Below are 17725 nucleotides of genomic sequence, written 5' to 3'. Positions count from 1 at the left end.
CACTGGCGAGTTAAGGAAGCAGTTCAAATGACGACACGGGATTCGATTTTTCATTATCCGGCATTCGTACGATTCTGTATGGGAGATATTGCCACTCAGCTCGGCACGGCGATAGTGATTATCGTTATCCCGCTCATCGCCATCACCTTTCTTGACGCGACACCGTTTGAGGTAGGTCTGCTCGCCGCCAGCGAACGTTTACCCTTTATCATCTTCAGCCTGATCGCTGGCGTTTCCGCAGATAAATGGGAGCGCCGGTCGATTCTGTTTTGCGCTAATTTTCTGCGTGTCATTTTGCTGCTGATCATCATGTTTATCGTTTGGTCCGGCGCATTGTCAGTGATGACGCTGGCGGCGATGGTCTTTATCGTCGGTGCTGCCAATGTCTATTTTGAAGTGGCTTACTGGACTTATATCCCTGCACTGGTTCCCGGGCGGCTGATTGCCAAAGGTAACGGCGCTCTGGCGGCCATTGCCGGTGCTGCAGAGTTGGTCGGGCCTGCAGTAGGCGGCATGCTGTTAAAAATTGCCGGCATTCCTGGGGCCTTGTTATTGAACAGCCTGCTGTTTCTGGTGGGCAGTGGCATGATCCTGACCGTACCCAAGAATAAACCGGCGCCTCCCGAGAGGGCCCGTCCGTCAAGTCTCAGCCAAATCAAGCTAGGTATTCACACCCTTTTCCATTCACCGCCGTTACGCCGCCTGGTGATTATCGGCGCGGTGTGGAACATTTTCGCCTGCGCGGCGACCCCGCAAATCATGGTTTACCTCACCCGAACGCTGGGCCTTGCCACCACGCAAGTCGGCTTGATTCTGGGGCTGCAGGGCCTGGGCGGTTTGATCGGTGCGCTGTGTGCTGGCAAGGCCAGCGAACGGTTGGGACACGGGCGCAGCATCATGGTGGGCGGGGTGATCTACAGCCTTTTCACTTTGGCTATTTGTACCGTGACGCATGCGGCACCGCAGGATCAGCTGTTACTCGGCGTCTTCTTGTTTTGCGCAGGTTGGGGCTCGTCAATTGGAGTGGTCAATATTATCAGCCTCCGGCAGTTGGTTAGCCCCGAATACCTTCTTGGTCGGATCAACGCCAGCTTTCGCTTCATCACCTGGGGGATCATGCCGCCGGCAGCCCTGTTGGGGGGCGCACTTTCGCAGTTGATCAACAGCCGGTTTGTCATTATTTCCGCTTGTCTGCTCGGGTTGGCCTTTATCTTGTGCTCATACCGTAAAAGTACTGCCATACTCGGCATTGAGACACCACCAGAGCACTTTAGTGGAAACAGCTGAGCTTACAATATTAAACAAGCGGATTAGTCTCCATGATATCGGCAGATCTCAACGTCAATATCAGTCACTTGGGCCAGCTGTTACATCCTATGCATTAGGTGAAGGTATTGGTGCTCTTGAATTGACAGCATTGGCGATATGATGGCCTCGTAAAAAGTTATTACTTATTGCTATGGGACTGTTTACAGTGGGCAATGATATCGTCGGTATATCTGAATTCCTAACGCTGATGCTGATTGCATGATTTTTTCCGGTCTGGGGCACCGAACCTTTCTTGCTGTTGCTTCAAGTGTGGCAACCCAACTGGCTGGGCGACATCGTGCTGGCGCCGCTGTTTCGGTCGTTTTTGGCGGTCTTACAATTGCGTTGGCATTAGGCGTACCACTTGGTACCTACATCGGTAGTCTGTTGAGTTGGCAGTCTATATTCATGGCAGTAACGGCAAGTGGAGCGATCGGTTTCATTGGATTGGCAATGCTGATGCCCACGGATCAAAATGATCCCTCCTTGCAAGCAAATGCCATGGACGGTTTAAAAGCCATGTTCAACCCACTACTGCTTGCGGGAGCAGGAATTACAGTTTTGGCCTATGCAGGATCTTTTGCCCTGTATACGTATATTTCCCCGATTCTACTTCAGGTAACGCATGTAGACGAGCGTACGAGTAGTTTGCTTATGTTGGTCTACGGCGTGATGGCCGCTATCGGGAATGTCTGGGGTGGTCGCCTGACTGACAAGCAAGGTGCAGACCGCGCCGTGATGACAATTCTTATTGGTCTGGCGATCGTCCTCTTTGCTATCTGGTTCTCTGTCTCATCCTTAATGTTAATGGCACTGTTTATTGGCTTGCTTGGAGCATTGACATACGCAGCGGTCCCCTCAATGCAAGCAAGAGTGATCGGACTATCTCACATACATGCACCTGAAGCTCCAGCAGTGGCAGCAGGACTGAATATTGCCGGTTTTAACGGAGGTATTACATTAGGGTCGCTGTTGGGGGGTGTAGCACTCGATTTTGCAGGACTGACAAGTCCCATATGGGTAGGAGGGGGAGATTGTAGTTGTTGGTATTTTGTGGATGTTGCTACAGATAAATACCAAGAAAAGACGCGTTACATCCGATTATTCCTCATAACTAATATTATATTTAAAATAGCTCAGTGAACATTAAGTTACTAGGCCAGTATATTGTGTATCCTTGACCAATCTTATAATTATACATCTCTTTATTATCTCAATCCTGATGCCATTATACAGCCATACTTTATATCGCTAAAATTTTCAAACATCTTTCTAAAACACAGCGAATTTCATCAGCATCATCACTGTGAAAAAGGAAATGTAATATGTCAGGTAGCTCCACTACTTTAAACATCAATAATCTAAAATACGATTGGATAACTATCAGAGAGGCGGTTAGATCTCTCAAGGGATTGAGTGGGTGTAAAATAAAAAAAAGTGATTTTTATCGGTTTGCTCTGCAAGGAAATATTCGTCTTTCAATATATTTTCAATCCCCAGTAATATTGAGGAAGATTAAATTACAAAATCATAAGTTAAAGATAACACCAATAAAAAATTCGTTAGCAACGAGATTTTGCATGCTTGCCGAAAGTTCTTTCTTCAGCGAAAATAATCTGACTTTCAGTACTGAAGGAGGATATATTTTTCCTGTACAAAGAGTCATTGATACAACATTGCTCGGCTATGAATATGTCCTTATACAGCATTTACTTGCACATTCATTAAAGTGTAGTGGCATAGTGAATTTGGTCACTTAGTTAGAGGTGATATCATCACCTCATAAGTTAACAGGTGACACTATGACAAAACGTACAAGACGACTATTTAGCGCAGAATTTAAGTTAGAAGCAGCGCAGCTAGTCTTAGACCAAAATTACTCAGTGACTGAAGCAGCCCAAGCCATGAATGTGGGCAAGTCCACGATGGATAAATGGGTTCGCCAGCTTAGAGAAGAACGCGAAGGGAAAACACCGAAAGCTTCACCTATGACCCCTGAGCAAATAGAAATTCGGGAATTGAAAAAGAAGCTTGCTCGCCTTGAAGAGCATAATGAAATACTAAAAAAAGCCACGGCTCTCTTGATGTCGGACTCACTGAACAATTCTTGATAATCAAGAAACTCAAGCAGAGCCACAGCGTAAAAATATTATGCGAAGTCTTCAATGTTCATCGAAGTAGTTATAACTATTGGCTTAAACGCCCAGCGTTAATTAATGCGGAAACAATAAAACTGCGCAGCTTGATTAGCGAGGCTCACGCCGCAAGCAATGGCTCTGCGGGAGCGAGAACCATTGCAGATATAGTCACAAATCAGGGTGTAAAGCTGAGCCGATACCGAGCAACAAAGCTAATGAGAACTCTTGGTTTAGTGAGCTGCCAAGAACCAAAGCATCGTTACAGAAAGGCTTCACAAGAACATATTGACGTTCCAAATCACTTAAGTCGTCAGTTTGCTGTTACGGCTCCAAATGAAGTCTGGGCTGGCGATGTTACGTATATTTGGACAGGTAATCGGTGGATGTATTTAGCGGTCGTTATCGATCTTTTTGCCCGCAAAGTGATCGGTTGGTCAATGTCTTTGTCGCCTGATAGTCGTAAGCGCCGTTAAATCGACGTACTCCCCCTATCCATACTGCGGCACATTTTTTAAAAAGGGGACCCGGTCCACATTCCAGGGCAATAACGCGTCGAGTTTTTCTTGCGTATCCGCCTCGCCGATGTGATCCAGCACATACTGGATATACGCCGTCGGCTCTAACTGATTGGCCTTCGCCGTTTCGATCAAGGAATAACACCCGGCACTGGCGCTGGCGCCCTGCGAACTGTCGGCAAATAGCCATGCCTTGCGACCGACCGCAAACGGGCGGATGGCATTTTCCGCCAACGCATTGCTGATGTTCACCTGCCCATGATCGCAATAACCTATCAATTCTGCCCAGTGGTTGAGCGTGTAGTCCATGGCCTGACGGGTCAGCGATCCCTTCATTATCTTGCCGACATTCTGCTCCAGCCATAGTTTGAATGCCTTGAGCAACGGCAGGCTATATTGCTGACGGGCCAGGTATTTGTCCGCTTCACTGCGCCCCTGCAGGCTCCGTTCAATGCCATACAGTTTACCGATGTAGCCCAGCGCCACATCCGCTTTAGTGGGTTTGCCTTTGGCAGATTTGGCATTCCTGGGAACCGCTTTGCCCGCTTCAATATATTTGCGCCGGGCATGATCCCAACAGCCGATACGCACAAGCTTGTTTTCACGGCACACCGCGTCATAACCGGCATAACCATCGGTTTGCAAAATACCCGTGAATCCTGCCAACAGGCGCACGGGAACACTACCCGCGCGGCGCGGGTCATACTCGAACAGCACTGAGGGTTTATCGGGTGGGCCACCGCGTATCACCCACATCCATTTGTCCGATTGGGCGGTTTTGCCTGCTTCTTTCAGTACCTGGATGCGGGTTTCATCCATTTGCAGGTAACGGCTGCTGTTTTGTACGTCACGCAGCCGGGCCAGCAGCGGGGTAAATACCTTGTCCAGCCGGATGATCCAGTGGGCCATATTGGTGCGGCTTACCGGGTGGCCACTGCGGGCAAGCATGTTTTCCAAACGGTACAGCGGCAGCCCATCGGCATATTTGGCGACGATGATATAGGCCAGCAAGGCGGTGGTAGCAAAACATTTGCCCAGCGGATGGACCGGGCGGCGGGCCGCCACGATAAACTCCTCGCCATCGCGGTCAAACACCGCTTTTTCCTGCCAGTATTCGATGACTTTTAACTGGGCGGGAATAAACGCCAGCTCTTCTTTAACCTTGCTGAAGAAGGTGGCGCGGGCGCCGGCTTTTTCTTCGTCGGACAGGCACAACTCCACACGTTCACGCAGCAGGTTGGCGGAGAAACCGCGTTGGCGTTTTTGGGTGCCAGACGGCGGTGGGGGCGGCGATACGTCATCCGGCAGTTGAGCCAACAAGGACTCCATTGCCACGTCCAGTTCGGCTTCATCGAACAAGGCAATCTGGTCAGTATGCCGCTCACTGCTGGCGGCAAACTGTTGGGCTTTTTTGAGGCGGAGCAGTTCTTCGAGTAGGGAAATATAACATTCGCGATGTTGAAGCTGCTGCTGAAGTTTCTCGACCTGCGCCAGCAATTCAACCGCAGATAAACTGCGGTTGTCTGGGTTTTCGGCTGGCGGGAAAGTGGGCGTTTTCATGGTTAAATTATAACAAAAACAGCCACCTGATGCTTCCTGTTTCGACTAATTAACGCCATCATAATGCAGTTTTTTATGCCCATTGAGTAGACTGATATCGTAACCATCAAGCAGCCAGTTAATCTGCTCCCCGGTCAGGGGTAACAGGTCATCGGCCAGACTGGGCCATTTGAACTTCTCCTCTGCCAGCGCCTTGTAATAAAGGACAAAACCATTGTCTTCCCACATCAGACATTTGATTTTATTGCGCTGGCGGTTAGTAAAAGCATACAGCGCCCCGGTAAAAGGATCGTGTCCCAATTCCTGTTCTATCAGCGCCGCCAGCCCGTTGACCTGCTTGCGGAAATCGATGGGTGCGCGATAAAGAAAAATCTGTGGCATCGCCAGCGCCGGGCGTAAGTCACGGTTACGCATCAGAGTTGCCTGAGAATAGCGCCCAGCAGGGAAACATTGCGGTCATTAAGACCGGTGATCACCAGGCCATTGGGCAATGAGAGTGTCAGCTCGGTTGGGGTGTCGACGTGGGTGATGTCGGCGGTGACTTTGGCAAACCCTGGGGCCCGCGCTTGAGTCGGGTTATCGGTACAATATTTTTGCCGCCAGTAAACAAACTGGTGGTATGTCAGCTGCTGTTGCTGGCAGAAAACCTGGCCAGAAAGACCGGATGCTTGCCAGGTGGTGATCTGTTCGCGCCAATAGTCGGCCCGCTGTTGAGATGTCATGATTGCGCCCTGCATTTATGGTAGACAGCGGCAGTGTGGCGCAGTTAATCACTGAAAAAAAGATGCCGATTTAAGGGCGCTTACTTTGTAGTGGCTAGTGAAATACGCCAGCGCCTGCGCTCGGGAATCCGCTTTCAGCCGGGTGTTATCTGGATTACTGAGGTTATCGATCGCGAAATAGGTGGCGGTAATCCGTCCGCCTATCACATCCAGTGGTGAGTGCATGCAGGCTTCAGTTCCCAACATCGAAAGCCGCCAGGCGTCTTCCTTCATGTTCCTGCCGAAATATCCGACAAGTCTGCCGCCAAGCGGTCTAATGTTGGTCTTATGATCAGAGGCGCTGGGGCACCCTCAGGTGCCGTCAGACCAATGCGGTTGTGCCATATAGTCGGCAACCCTACCTTCGCGGTGCCAAACAGGTCATAAGCGGAACCGGCTACGAACACTGCATTGGCTGGTGCGATGCTTAGCATTTCCAGCGCCATGCGATAAGGTGCTGGGTTCGGTTTGTAGAACCCCGCTTTTTCCGATGTGATGACAACATCAAATGGCACCCCCACCAGGTCTGCGGCGATACGGCCCAGTCTCTCCGAGCAGTTGGTCACGATGCCCAACTTATAGCGCGGCTTGAGTGCCGCCAATACCATACTGGCCTCGGCCCATGGCTGTAACTCGCTCCAGCGTGCTTCCAGGTTTGCTGCCGCCTCGCTACCAAGCCCGACTTCAATCGCTGCTGCTTCGACCAACTTTTCATAGGGCCGATAACTGCCGCGGCTATAAGTAGCTTTCAGATACGCCATGCGCCATGTTTTCCCCATGTGATCGGAACCAGCTACTGAATTCCACAGCGTCCACGAGTCAAGCAAAGCGGTCAGCAGATCGAACAGCACCAGCTCGACTGGCGCTGCGGGTTGGTGAGGTCGTAGGTTAGTGGGTAAGTTTGGCGTCATTGCAGGGATTCCTATGCATAGGTGAAGAGTTTCGGTAAGTGTCAAAGAAGTTGTCACCCCAGGTTAATGTAGACGGCCTGTTTGTCCCCTTCTGGATTTAGCGTGACACTATCCTGCCGTTGCCAGTTTCGTGTTTGCCGTGACCAACGTTTAGGGTTCGCTGCTCTCGCGGCTTGATACACGTTGTCTCGTCGGGCCAACAGCACCCCCAAAGCGGCTATAAATCTTGGCGTTGACACAGAAAACATCGCCGCTCCCGCTGCCGTATTGAGCGTAAGTCTCAGGAACATGACGGGCGTTCAGCAGCCAAAGAGCAAGAGCCCTGGCTTATTTTCAGCAGCACAGACGAATTTAAGCTGCGTGAAGTGATGAAACTTTACAGCCGCAGAATGCAGATTGAGCAGAACTTTCGTGACGAGAAAAGCGAACGCTTTGGCTTTGGTCTGCGTGGTTGTCACCGTGGTACGTCCGGGCGCCTGCTGGTCCTGAGTCTGCTGACGACGCTGGCCACAGCAGTACTGTGGCTGTTGGGCTATAACGCTGAAAATAAAGGGTTATATCTGAGATATCAGGCCAACAGCGTAAAATCACAACGGGTCATCTCTTACCTGACATTAGCGGAGAATGTCTTGCGACACTCTCCGCTGACATTAAAACAAACAACATTGCACGCTGTTCTTAATCATCTCGCCAAAACCTACCGAAGTATGGTGTTGGTTTATTAGCGCTGGTTTTGTGGGGATCCCTCAGCGCATATGCTGGAGACTTGTATTTAATTCTGGGGCCTGTTCGCTGATAAACCGTGGTATATAATCTTCTTCACCTCTGCAAGCCGCCATGATATCAGTCATCGGCACTGGTCAGCAGAGAGTTTTTCTACCGAGGGTAGTCTGGACATCATGAAGGTTGTAAGGAGCGAGTTTAGAGAAGTACATGGATGGTGATTTCCCCCCTTCTTATATCAATGTAAATACATTTAATACCCGGCACAACGGCGTGAAAACCAATATTAAAAAATTGGCTACCCAATAAAACAAGCGGCCAGGGCTGAATAACTGACCGCAGGATGGGAAACGGTATGCTAGTGTGGTCTTAAGCGATGTAGTAGATATGTTTTTTTCCGTGGAATGGAGATATTTCGATCTTTGTCTCTACCCCGAACACATCCCAAAGCAGTGACTCAGTGAGGATCACCTGCGGGCTACCCGCAGCGACAATCTGGCCCTGTTGCATCACAATCAACGCGTCGCAGAACATGGAGGCATGGTTAAGGTCATGAATCGCCACAATGCTGGTCACTGGCAGTTCGCTGACGAGTTTCATCAACTGTATCTGATGATGGATATCCAGATGGTTGGTCGGCTCATCAAGGAGGATTTCCGTCGGCGATTGTGCAATAGCCCGTGCAATGTGAACGCGCTGGCGCTCGCCACCCGATAAACTCAGCCACCCCTGTTCGCTTTTGCTAAGCATATCCACGCGCTGGAGCGCGGCGGTGACAGTATCGTCATCTTGCGGGCTCCAGTTAGAAAATGGGGAATGATGGGGAATTCTCCCCAGTTTCACCACATCGACAACGCGCATATTTGCTTCCGTCATGCCGTGCTGCTCAACAAACGCCACCCGGCGCGCCAACTGTTTTTTGGCAATCCGAGCGATGTTTTGCCCGTCCAGCGTGACAGTACCTGAGTGGGGGCGTCGTAATCCAGCGAGGATCCGCAGAAGTGATGACTTACCACAGCCGTTAGGACCAATCAGCCCGACGGTTTCTCCACGCGAAACGCTCAGCGAGACATTGTTGACGATCGTCTTTTTACCCACCGTCCAGGTAATATTTTCAGCGGTGATACTCATCACTTATTCCTTGAGCGGTAGATAATAACAGCAAAGAACGGCACGCCAACCAGTGCAGTGACCACGCCGACCGGGAGACTTTGCGGGGCGATCAATAAGCGCGAAGCTATATCGGCCAATACCATCAAGATGGCGCCTGCCAGTGCGCTGGCGATAAGCAACGTGCGATGCAACGGCCCAAAGAAGAAGCGCATGGCATGCGGAACGACCAAACCCACAAAGCCAATAGAACCGGCCATGCTGACGATAGTGGCAGTGATCAACGCAGTGATGGTGAACAGGATCAGGCGAACCCAGGGAACGGAGATACCCAGAGAGGCGGCCGCATCATCGCCAAAAGTAAAAGCATCCAACGCTCGAGCATAGTAAAGACACACTGCAAGCCCTACCAGCACGACGACCAAAACAAGTTGAAATTCAGGCCATCTCACGCCGCTGAAACTGCCCAATAACCAGAACATCACGTCACGCGCCTGCTGCGCGCTAGCGGATGTGCTAATGGTGTAAGCGGTAATAGCGTTGAAGAGCTGAGACGCAGCAACACCCGCCAGAATGGTGCGTTCATTACCGCCGCGCGCGCCATTGGTCAAAAAGGCGACAAATACAAAGGCAGAAAATGCCCCCGCAAATGCTCCAGCAGAGAGCGACACAGCACCAGTTCCGATGCCCAATACGACCACTGAAACCGCACCAGTTGAAGCGCCGGCAGAAACACCGAGCACATAAGGTTCTGCCAGTGCATTTTTCAGCAGGCTTTGCAGTACCGCACCGCAAATCGCCAACCCGGCACCGCAGCAGGCCGCAACAAGAGCACGGCTCAGGCGAAAGTCCCAAATTACACTTTCGTAAATGCGACTAAGGGGCACCTCTGTCAGTCCGAGTTTATTGCTTATGGCGTAGAACACGCTTCGCAGCGGGATAGACAACTCACCCACACTGACGCCAATCGCGATCACCAGGAATAACAGCGCTACTGAAAGAACACTCGACGTGCCTAGCAGGAACGTCTGTCTCATCGGCTGTGCCACAGAGGTCATTTATTTAGTCCCAGACTTCTGAGCTGTTCGCCGACTTGTTCAGCACCATAGATCGTGCGAATAGTTGGGTTCATCGCCTGACCGTCCATCACGACTATGTGACCTTTTTTCACCGCATCTAGCTGGCTGACAGCAGGATCGGTTTTGAGGAATTTAATTTTTTCTTCCGCGTTATCGAGTGCCCAGCGATTACGGTCAAGGCTTGAAACGACAATCACGTCGGGATTCGCGGCAATGACGCTCTCCCAACCGACGGTTGGCCACTCTGTCTCTGAGGTGATGGCGTTATGGCCGCCTAACACATTGGCAATAAAACCGGAAGCACTGTTCTTGCCGCCAACATAGGCGTCAGAGGAGGGAGAAGCGCTGGAGAACCAAAAAACAAACGAAAGGTCTTTTTTGTTTTTTCCGAACTCCTGGCGAAGATTTGCTTCGCGTTTTTTAAAATCGGCAATTAACGCCCGGCCGCGATCTTCTACATTGAAGATTTTGGCGAAATCTTCAATCTCTTTATAAAGAAATGTCATGTTCCACAGTTTTTGGCGGCTACCGTACATATCGCCAATGTCTTTTTTGGTTGCACACATACCAGGAGACATGTAGCTATTTACGCCAACGGTGGCGAGATCTTCACGCTTGGCGACTTTACTTTCTGGGCCGAGCAGCAAAGGCAGTTGTGCGGGAACAAAATCAGGGTTTTGGGCAAGAATAGATTCAAGTGTCGGTATTTCCACCGTCAGCGTTTTGATTTTTTTATTCTGTTCAGCGAGTTGCGGCAGAACTTTAGTCGGCCAAAACGCGCTGGCGACCAACTTATCCTGCAACCCTAATAGCAGCAGAATTTCGACGGTATTTTGTCCCAGTGCGACAACGCGTTCAGGGGCTTTGGTAAACGTCTCTTTATATCCACAATTCTCAATTGTCAGAGGATACGTAGTGGCCAAAGCAGAACTGACCGAGGCGAACACCATTCCTAACACGCAGATGACTTTTTTCATTAAACACGACTCTTCAACAGAATGAATTTTAAATACGAAAGCGTAATGATAATGAAAATTATTTATTATGCGATAAAAATTTACGGTCTAGCCGACCTTAAGTATCAGCATAGTTATCACTCCCTTTGAAAATGAACGCTGAGGGCACGGCGTGACAGATAAAACGTATGTTCCCAGAGTGTAAAGCCAATGTGCTGGCAAAATTATCGCCCCTTACAACGTGACCGTCGCCGCATTGCGCAGATAGAAGGAATATCCGAAGCTACTACTCTATATATCTGGCGTGATCAGGTTAAAGCAGAGGGGAAACCGGTGCCGGGTAACACAAAAAACAGAGAACAATGGTCGGCGGAGGCTCGCTTCGCCGCCATTGTCGAAACCGCCACACTCAGTGAGACGAAACTCGCTGAATACCGGGGAAAAGGCCTTTACCCTGAACAGATTGTGCAGTGGAAACAAGCCTTTTTACAGGTCCCGGCTCCGGAAGATAATGCCCTCTTGAAGCAACGTCAGAAATGAATTAGCAACAGGGAAAAGAGCTGCACCGTAAAGAAAAAGCACTGGTGGAGGCAATACCGATGCTGCAAAAACTCGGGGCTATTACGGAGAAGCCGTCGGTAACGACTGACTCCCTCGCAAATCGTGTCACATCTGGCGGATAAAGGTATTTATCTTGCCAGTAAGTCGACATTTTACCGAATATTACGCCGCCACGGAGAAGTGTAATAGAGGGGCCGATATACCACATGCTGAGATCAAAATAAAAGATGCCTGGTCATCAGAAAAGATGGTTAAGCCCACTGACGGTTTCGGCCTGGTTATTACCATAGCAAAGACTGCTCTGTATCAATATCAAACAGATGACAGTGGGATAGATCAAAATAGAGCGGTTTTGATTCCCCGCGCATAATCATGCGCTGAGGTTCAAATGGAATTCGTGCCACCAGATTGTCGTTACCAATGTTAAAGTACAGATAGAGTTCGTTCCCCATTGATTCCACCACATTGATGGTTTGTATGTCGATATTCTGTCTCTGGTGATCAAGAGATATATCATCTGCAACAGTAATATGCTCAGGGCGCAACCCACACCACACCGGTAGGCCAACCTTATTCTGCACTCTTGCTGCTTTATCCGCCGGCAGTGACAATCGGGTGCCATTCTCAAGCACGATGTAGGTTATCGTTCCTTCGACTTCAACGGTTGCTTTAATCAAGTTCATCGCTGGCGAACCGATAAAACCCGCCACAAATTTATTAACGGGATACTGGTAAAGATTCATGGGTGTATCGACCTGGATTATCTGCCCATGATCGAGCACGCAGATACGATCGCCAAGCGTCATTGCTTCCACCTGATCGTGGGTCACATAGATCATGGTGGCAGTCTGTCCTTCGGCTTTCAGGTTGTTGTGCAACTGAGCAATACTGACGCGGGTTGATACCCGTAATTTGGCATCCAGATTTGATAAAGGCTCATCAAACAAAAATACCTCGGGCTTGCGCACCATGGCCCGACCAAGCGCAACACGCTGGCGCTGACCACCCGACATTTCCCCTGGCTTGTTATTCAGCAGGTGCGTAATTTCAAGCGTTTCAGCGGCCGCCCTGATTCGACCGTCGATTTCACTGCGATCCAGCTTCTGTTGCTTTAGGCCAAAGGCCATATTTTCATAAGCCGACATATGCGGGTAAAGGGCATAATTCTGGAATACCATGGCAATACCACGATCTTTGGGCGGCAAATCATTGACCCGTTTGTCACCAATCAGAATGTCGCCGCTGGTTACCTCTTCCAGACCGGCAATCATGCGCAATGTTGTCGATTTTGCACAGCCTGAAGGGCCGACGAATACGATGAATTCGCCCTCGTTAATAGTCAGACTGATACCTTTCACCGCGTTGAATCCGTTCGGGTAAATTTTCTCTACATTGCGAAGTACGACTTCTGCCATGGTGCATTCCCATTGTGACGGTGGCTATTCGCCGGTTTAATTACACGCCGCTGATGCGCTCATCAGCGGCAAGTTCAGCGTGGTGATGCTGGGAACACGCTATGTTTCGCCAAGGGGCTTCACACACTGACTTATGCCATGTCCAGTAAACCGGGATTAAAATCGGCAACCGACGCCAGTACCAGTCTGGCATGTGGCTCCAGCTCAGCTTTTGTTGCCGTCCCGGTTAACACACCAACACTTATCGCCCCGGCATTACGGCCAAATTTCATGTCAGACACGGTGTCCCCCAGCATCACCACCTGCCCGGCAGTCAGTCCACACTGGCGACAGAAGGCTTCCATCAACGCCGGAGCCGGCTTTGGGGCAATGTCCCCATCGGAGTAACCAATAAAATCAAACAGACCAAGCAAATTAGCCTGTTCCAGGGAGTACAGTGTTGCGGCCTTGGTGTCAGCCGTCGCAATCCCCAGCTTGAACCCATTTTGTTTCAGTGCGATAAGCACAGTTTCGATGCCCGGCAAGGCCTGAATTAATGCCGAGTTTTTCTCAACCTGTTGATTAAATAACGTTTTAACTTCATCGATAAAGCGTGTTGGCGAACAATCCGGTATGAGTATCTCAAACCAGGCCAAGGCGATATCTTCAACCGGGTTTGAGGCCAGCAAACCACTATTGTCAACCCGCTCACCCGATACACCAATCGCGCTCAGCAGGCACTCTGTACTGATCACAGACTGATTTGGATAACGTTCTAACAACACCTCGACTACACCCTGCGAAACCTTGAGCCACATTTGATGGAACTCCAGTAACGTGCCATCTTTGTCGAACAATACGCCTTTAATTTCCATTTTTTCCCATTGTCTCCATCAACTCTCCCCAGGTGTTAACCTGCGGTTGAGCAAAGCGTACATGCTGTCCATTAAATACCGGGTTAACGACGCCTTCGAACTCGCCACGCGCATCCGCTGGCAAGGTGGCAAGATTGCCACGCCGAATATCAATTCTCACCCACTGGTGATGCTGCATATCAACATCAACATCAATGCCTTTGGGTGTAATCTGCTCCCGCGCAATCACCTTTCCATCGGCCACACACTCGGCATAATAACTCGCACTGTGGTCAGCAACGCTCAGATGGTAATTCAGCTCACTATCACCCACATCCTGGCCCGGCAGGACACGCCCTTGGTTAATACTGACCCCAAGACCACACCGCCGTTCGACATAGACATGGCCTTGACGCAGCCCGGTGAGGATCCCCGCACCGCTTAATCCCTGGGAAAAGACGAAAGTGGAAGGATCTCCGTAAATAGATGGCTCAGTTGCCTGTGGGTTACGCTCTTGGGGCTCAAGATGGGCATCACTGCCCCCCACGGCATAGATCTTCTGGCCGCTGTTCCATATGGCGCTCAATACTTCAAGCGCCGCTTCAGTGGATGCGGGTGATGTCGACCAGGTTGGGTCACAGCAGATTTCCAGGGTATTGACTTGCGCCAGCGGCATGTCTGCATAATGCCAGTGCCAGGGTTTCATCATCGGATGGTTGATACTGATAGTGCCGCCGCCCCACCCGGTCGGCTTGCCGTGCGGCTCCGCGCCCTTAGCGATTGCCACCCCTTGGCGGATCAACCCCTCACTGGAAAAATCAGCATCACGCATCGCCAGACCTATTGCCGGTCCGTGAACATTGAAATGACCTTTATCAGTAGTGATCTCTATCCCTGGCAGCACCAACGTACGCCCGCCGTCAGGTAACGCTGGATGACAAATGTTGTGTTCAGTCAGGAAGATAAAATCCAACTGCTGACGCGCCATAATATCTACCGCCGCCTCCAGCCGGTTATGCCCATCAGAAAGCACCGTGTGGGCGTGCATATCACCGCGGTACCAACCGGATGCCGGGTTCTTTATCGCGTGGTAGTCAAACACAATATGATTATCCGCGTTGAGGCTGGTTACCGTCGGCACATGAATGCCGATATTTTCATCATCGGCTATTTCACTGGTTGTCACGTCAACCCGATATTGCATCGGTTTATACCTACGTTCTTCCCCTTTGAGGTTGTAGATATGCAGTTCCCACCGGCCGGCCGGGATCTCACCCGCAATGCCGCCCAGGGAAGCACTTTCGCAGCCAATCACCACGGTCTTCTCCAGCTTCTGCCAGAGCATACTGGCTCTTAGTTGTAGCCGGGCATCATAGAGATAGGCATACAGGAAGCCCTGTTTGATCGTGGTTCCTGACAAGGACAGACTCACTGTGCCTGCTGGCACGTCAAACGTTTCAAGCTGATGACCGAAAGCCAGCTCACCGGAAAACGTCAACATAGTTACCTCTTTCTCGGTAGGGAAATCCGGACAACCGGTCATAGCAGGCGGTGATGTTGGTAATAGCCCAGCCATCACCACCGGCTATTTCCCAGATTAAGGGTGGTTAACGCGATCCAGTGCACGCTGAGCACGTTTAGCAGCTTGTTTCAGCGCTTTCTCAGCGGGGATATTTTCGATTTCGACTTGATCAGCCGCAATCGCTAACGCATCACCAATCTGGCCATTTGTCGGATCAAGGAAGTCTTTGCTGGCTGTCGTCGCCTGCTTCAACGGGATCAGCGCCTGTGGGTTCTTTTTGGTATATGCCTGATACTCCGCTACGTCCTTCGCGCTGTTCCGCACCGGGATATAACCGGTAAACATCGACCAGCGCGCGGTATTTTCCGCATTGGTGTAAAATTTCATAAATTCAAAAGCGCCCTTGGCGGCCTTCTCATCAGTCCCTTTTGGCATCACAAAAACCAATGCTCCCGCCTGAGGTGCCGCCGGATGATTGCCCCAGCCAGGCTGAGTCGTCGCGGCAAGCCTGGTGAAATCCAGATCGCCCTGATCGCCAGAAGAACCCGTATAACCGAGCGCCTGGTTTTTCATCACATCATCAATGGTTTTGTACCAGTATTCCCAACCCTGACCACCGTGGTGGATACGCATGATATTGTCTTTATGCAGCCATGTGCGGAAGCTCTCCCACACCGTGACCCACTGTGGAGAGTCGATCAGTACGGTTTTGCCGTCATCACTAATGATCTTGCCCCCGTTGGAAAGCGCGGCATCGATCATGTTGTCCTTGCCCCACATCGGCTCCCAACCGTAATAGACAGTATTGCCGCTGGCGTCTTTCTTGGTGACTTTGGCCGCCACTTTGGCCACACCTTGCCAGGTTGCCAAATCGGCTGGCGTGAAGCCGTACTCAGCCAGCTTCGCCTTGTTGTAGTAGAAAATTTGTGTGGTACCGTAAGCTGGCAAGCCATAGACAGTACCGTCCGGGTAGGTCACTTGCTGACGGAAAGCACTGATAAAATCATCAAAATGGAAGGCGTTATCCATATACGGGCGAAGATCACGAACCAGTCCCCGGTGTGCCATGGATTCAGCTTGATCCGCCGCCAACAGGGCAAATTCCGGCGCTGTTTTAGACGCCATGCCCGCCTGTAACTTCTGGAAAGTCTCGGCGTAATTACCCTGCAACGCGCCTTTGATGACATAGTCATGCTGACGACTGTTAAATTCGTCAATCAGTTTGGTCATCATCTGCTGAGGCTTGGTGCCACCTGAGTACCAGAAGTCGACCTCGGTTTGAGCGGACGCATTTCCGGCAACAACCAGCGAACCCATAGCAAAACTTGTACATATTATTGCGAGTTTTTTCAGTTTCATATCCATTCACTCTTTAACACCGTTATCGGCAATGCCGGATAAAATCGTTTTTTGACATACCATGAAAAGAACCAACAAAGGCACCACAGCAATAGTGCTGGCCGCCATAATCTGCGACCAGTTAAGGCCATAGTTACCTTGCGCAATAAAGAACTGACGTATTCCTACCGCGATTAGATGCCGACCCTGAGTGGTGATAACCAGGCTCGGCCACATGTAGCTATTGTATTCCGTGATAAAGGTGATCAAGGACAGCGTCGCGATGGCGGCCTTGCACTGTGGCAAAACGATTGCCCAAAGAATTTTCAACTCACCGGCGCCATCAATGCGGGCGGCTTCCACCAGCGACGGGTGGATTTTCAAAAACACCTGGCGCAGGTAGAACACGCCAAACACACTGGCGGCGCTGGAAAAAATCAGTCCGGTATGACTGTCCAGCAGCCCCATTTTGGCCAGGATGATGTAAGACGGGATATAGGTCACGGCACCGGGCAGCATGTAGCAGCCCATAACCACCAAATAAAGCAACGTTCGACTACGAAAACGCAACTGCGTGATGGCGTAGGCAAACATCGACGAATTAATGATAACCATCAGCGTTGTGAAAAATGCCACAGTAAAACTGTTGAAAATGTATTGACCAAAAGGCGCCAACTGGAAGGTTGTCACAAAATTTTCCCAACGGAAATGCCTGGGAATAATGTTCAACGGATTGCTGAAAATCTCACTATTGGACTTCATCGACCCCGATAACATCCAGATGAACGGGAACAACATAATCAGGCCGGAAAAAACCAGGAAAACATGTCTGGCGATGGTCGCCGTTGGAAAAATCTTGCGACGCACCGTGATTTTTTCGCGGTCAACGAATGCGGTATCGGATGAAATTTCCCTGATTTCCCCTGACATGACTCTGGCTGAGCCCTGGTTATTTCCAACTGAAAGATCAATTGATTGCATTGTCATAACGCCGC

Annotated in this window: 18 protein-coding genes and 2 pseudogenes; 6 read left to right on the top strand and 14 right to left on the bottom strand. The window is 50.4% G+C overall.

The genetic code is table 11. The features are described from left to right. The first annotated feature begins 27 nt into the window (after positions 1–27). The 4 genes and pseudogenes from RS889_RS08670 to RS889_RS08655 form a co-directional block, all read left to right on the top strand. A complete protein-coding gene (locus RS889_RS08670; protein ID WP_315710275.1) occupies positions 28–1287 on the top strand; it encodes an MFS transporter in 1260 nt (419 codons plus the stop codon). A 240-nt stretch (positions 1288–1527) separates the two neighbouring features. Continuing rightward, entirely contained in the window at positions 1528–2451 is a 924-nt protein-coding gene (locus RS889_RS08665) for an MFS transporter (RefSeq protein ID WP_315710274.1), read from the top strand. Positions 2452–2633: 182 nt separating this feature from the next. Continuing rightward, the gene (locus RS889_RS08660) at positions 2634–3068 is read left to right on the top strand and encodes a hypothetical protein (protein ID WP_315710273.1); all 435 of its coding nucleotides are present in this window, start codon (positions 2634–2636) and stop codon (positions 3066–3068) included. Positions 3069–3110: 42 nt separating this feature from the next. Continuing rightward, a pseudogene (locus RS889_RS08655) lies at positions 3111–3907 on the top strand (IS3-like element ISVch4 family transposase); the annotation flags it as partial. Positions 3908–3934: 27 nt separating this feature from the next. Here the strand turns inward: RS889_RS08655 and tnpC are convergent. Genes tnpC through RS889_RS08625 form a run of 6 tightly spaced genes read right to left on the bottom strand, consistent with a single transcriptional unit; the run spans position 3935 to position 7441 of the window. Continuing rightward, positions 3935–5521 carry an IS66 family transposase gene (gene tnpC, locus RS889_RS08650; RefSeq protein WP_315710272.1) on the bottom strand — a complete coding sequence of 529 codons (1587 nt, stop codon included), beginning with the start codon at positions 5519–5521 and terminating at the stop codon, positions 3935–3937. 45 nt (positions 5522–5566) lie between these two features. Then, complete coding sequence (gene tnpB / locus RS889_RS08645; protein WP_290180505.1) at positions 5567–5935, bottom strand: IS66 family insertion sequence element accessory protein TnpB; 369 nt, start codon at positions 5933–5935, stop codon at positions 5567–5569. Beyond that, positions 5935–6243: an IS66 family insertion sequence element accessory protein TnpA gene (gene tnpA / locus RS889_RS08640; protein WP_290180506.1), complete on the bottom strand. Its 309-nt coding sequence runs from the start codon at positions 6241–6243 to the stop codon at positions 5935–5937. Before tnpA ends, tnpB begins: the two co-directional genes overlap by 1 nt. A gap of 48 nt (positions 6244–6291) precedes the next feature. Then, entirely contained in the window at positions 6292–6516 is a 225-nt protein-coding gene (locus tag RS889_RS08635) for a hypothetical protein (RefSeq protein ID WP_315710270.1), read from the bottom strand. Next, on the bottom strand, positions 6513–7193 hold the full coding sequence (locus RS889_RS08630) for an HAD-IA family hydrolase (RefSeq protein ID WP_315710269.1): 681 nt from the start codon (positions 7191–7193) through the stop codon (positions 6513–6515). Before RS889_RS08630 ends, RS889_RS08635 begins: the two co-directional genes overlap by 4 nt. A 53-nt stretch (positions 7194–7246) precedes the next feature. Beyond that, positions 7247–7441, bottom strand: a complete 195-nt coding sequence (locus tag RS889_RS08625) for a hypothetical protein (protein ID WP_315710267.1) — start codon at positions 7439–7441, stop codon at positions 7247–7249. Here RS889_RS08625 and RS889_RS08620 point away from each other — a divergent pair. Next, positions 7433–7918, top strand: a pseudogene (locus tag RS889_RS08620) (transposase); the annotation flags it as partial. The gene RS889_RS08625 and the pseudogene RS889_RS08620 overlap by 9 nt on opposite strands. A gap of 367 nt (positions 7919–8285) precedes the next feature. Here RS889_RS08620 and eitC read toward each other — a convergent pair. From eitC to eitA, 3 genes are read right to left on the bottom strand one after another with little or no spacing between them, the layout of a single operon-like run. Further along, a complete protein-coding gene (gene eitC, locus RS889_RS08615; protein ID WP_021014704.1) occupies positions 8286–9047 on the bottom strand; it encodes a siderophore ABC transporter ATP-binding protein EitC in 762 nt (253 codons plus the stop codon). After that, positions 9047–10063: a FecCD family ABC transporter permease gene (locus RS889_RS08610; protein WP_315710265.1), complete on the bottom strand. Its 1017-nt coding sequence runs from the start codon at positions 10061–10063 to the stop codon at positions 9047–9049. The genes eitC and RS889_RS08610 overlap by 1 nt, the downstream gene beginning before the upstream one ends. A 17-nt stretch (positions 10064–10080) precedes the next feature. After that, positions 10081–11082, bottom strand: coding sequence for a siderophore ABC transporter substrate-binding protein EitA (gene eitA / locus RS889_RS08605; protein ID WP_315710264.1), 1002 nt, complete (start codon positions 11080–11082; stop codon positions 10081–10083). A 189-nt stretch (positions 11083–11271) separates the two neighbouring features. On the opposite strand from eitA, the gene RS889_RS08600 reads away from it, so the two are divergent. After that, positions 11272–11601, top strand: coding sequence for a hypothetical protein (locus RS889_RS08600; protein ID WP_315710263.1), 330 nt, complete (start codon positions 11272–11274; stop codon positions 11599–11601). Between the two features lie 302 nt (positions 11602–11903). Here the strand turns inward: RS889_RS08600 and RS889_RS08595 are convergent, their stop codons facing one another. The 5 genes from RS889_RS08595 to RS889_RS08575 all read right to left on the bottom strand — a co-directional run bounded on the left by RS889_RS08595 (position 11904) and on the right by RS889_RS08575 (position 17717). Continuing rightward, on the bottom strand, positions 11904–13037 hold the full coding sequence (locus RS889_RS08595; RefSeq protein WP_315710261.1) for an ABC transporter ATP-binding protein: 1134 nt from the start codon (positions 13035–13037) through the stop codon (positions 11904–11906). Positions 13038–13168: 131 nt separating this feature from the next. After that, positions 13169–13891, bottom strand: a complete 723-nt coding sequence (locus tag RS889_RS08590; RefSeq protein ID WP_315710260.1) for an HAD family hydrolase — start codon at positions 13889–13891, stop codon at positions 13169–13171. Next, positions 13881–15371, bottom strand: coding sequence for a CehA/McbA family metallohydrolase (locus tag RS889_RS08585; RefSeq protein ID WP_315710258.1), 1491 nt, complete (start codon positions 15369–15371; stop codon positions 13881–13883). The genes RS889_RS08590 and RS889_RS08585 overlap by 11 nt, the downstream gene beginning before the upstream one ends. Before the next feature lie 96 nt (positions 15372–15467). Further along, on the bottom strand, positions 15468–16709 hold the full coding sequence (locus tag RS889_RS08580; RefSeq protein ID WP_315710256.1) for an extracellular solute-binding protein: 1242 nt from the start codon (positions 16707–16709) through the stop codon (positions 15468–15470). Between the two features lie 48 nt (positions 16710–16757). After that, positions 16758–17717 (bottom strand): carbohydrate ABC transporter permease, encoded by a 960-nt coding sequence (locus tag RS889_RS08575; protein WP_315710255.1) that lies wholly within the window; start codon positions 17715–17717, stop codon positions 16758–16760. Positions 17718–17725 lie beyond the last annotated feature (8 nt).

It is taken from the genome of Brenneria uluponensis (assembly GCF_032395385.1).
GTDB lineage: Bacteria > Pseudomonadota > Gammaproteobacteria > Enterobacterales > Enterobacteriaceae > Prodigiosinella > Prodigiosinella aquatilis.
This window is presented reverse-complemented; position numbering and strand designations above follow the sequence as displayed.

Coding starts and splice junctions, on each gene's coding strand:
- RS889_RS08635 (WP_315710270.1), bottom strand. CDS start 6,516: ATGAAGGAAGACGCCTGGCGGCTTTCGATGTTGGGAACTGAAGCCTGC.
- RS889_RS08585 (WP_315710258.1), bottom strand. CDS start 15,371: ATGTTGACGTTTTCCGGTGAGCTGGCTTTCGGTCATCAGCTTGAAACG.
- RS889_RS08660 (WP_315710273.1), top strand. CDS start 2,634: ATGTCAGGTAGCTCCACTACTTTAAACATCAATAATCTAAAATACGAT.
- eitC (WP_021014704.1), bottom strand. CDS start 9,047: ATGAGTATCACCGCTGAAAATATTACCTGGACGGTGGGTAAAAAGACG.
- tnpC (WP_315710272.1), bottom strand. CDS start 5,521: ATGAAAACGCCCACTTTCCCGCCAGCCGAAAACCCAGACAACCGCAGT.
- RS889_RS08595 (WP_315710261.1), bottom strand. CDS start 13,037: ATGGCAGAAGTCGTACTTCGCAATGTAGAGAAAATTTACCCGAACGGA.
- RS889_RS08590 (WP_315710260.1), bottom strand. CDS start 13,891: ATGGAAATTAAAGGCGTATTGTTCGACAAAGATGGCACGTTACTGGAG.
- RS889_RS08670 (WP_315710275.1), top strand. CDS start 28: ATGACGACACGGGATTCGATTTTTCATTATCCGGCATTCGTACGATTC.
- RS889_RS08630 (WP_315710269.1), bottom strand. CDS start 7,193: ATGACGCCAAACTTACCCACTAACCTACGACCTCACCAACCCGCAGCG.
- RS889_RS08600 (WP_315710263.1), top strand. CDS start 11,272: ATGTGCTGGCAAAATTATCGCCCCTTACAACGTGACCGTCGCCGCATT.
- RS889_RS08665 (WP_315710274.1), top strand. CDS start 1,528: ATGATTTTTTCCGGTCTGGGGCACCGAACCTTTCTTGCTGTTGCTTCA.
- RS889_RS08625 (WP_315710267.1), bottom strand. CDS start 7,441: ATGTTTTCTGTGTCAACGCCAAGATTTATAGCCGCTTTGGGGGTGCTG.
- RS889_RS08575 (WP_315710255.1), bottom strand. CDS start 17,717: ATGACAATGCAATCAATTGATCTTTCAGTTGGAAATAACCAGGGCTCA.
- RS889_RS08610 (WP_315710265.1), bottom strand. CDS start 10,063: ATGAGACAGACGTTCCTGCTAGGCACGTCGAGTGTTCTTTCAGTAGCG.
- eitA (WP_315710264.1), bottom strand. CDS start 11,082: ATGAAAAAAGTCATCTGCGTGTTAGGAATGGTGTTCGCCTCGGTCAGT.
- tnpA (WP_290180506.1), bottom strand. CDS start 6,243: ATGACATCTCAACAGCGGGCCGACTATTGGCGCGAACAGATCACCACC.
- tnpB (WP_290180505.1), bottom strand. CDS start 5,935: ATGCGTAACCGTGACTTACGCCCGGCGCTGGCGATGCCACAGATTTTT.
- RS889_RS08580 (WP_315710256.1), bottom strand. CDS start 16,709: ATGGGTTCGCTGGTTGTTGCCGGAAATGCGTCCGCTCAAACCGAGGTC.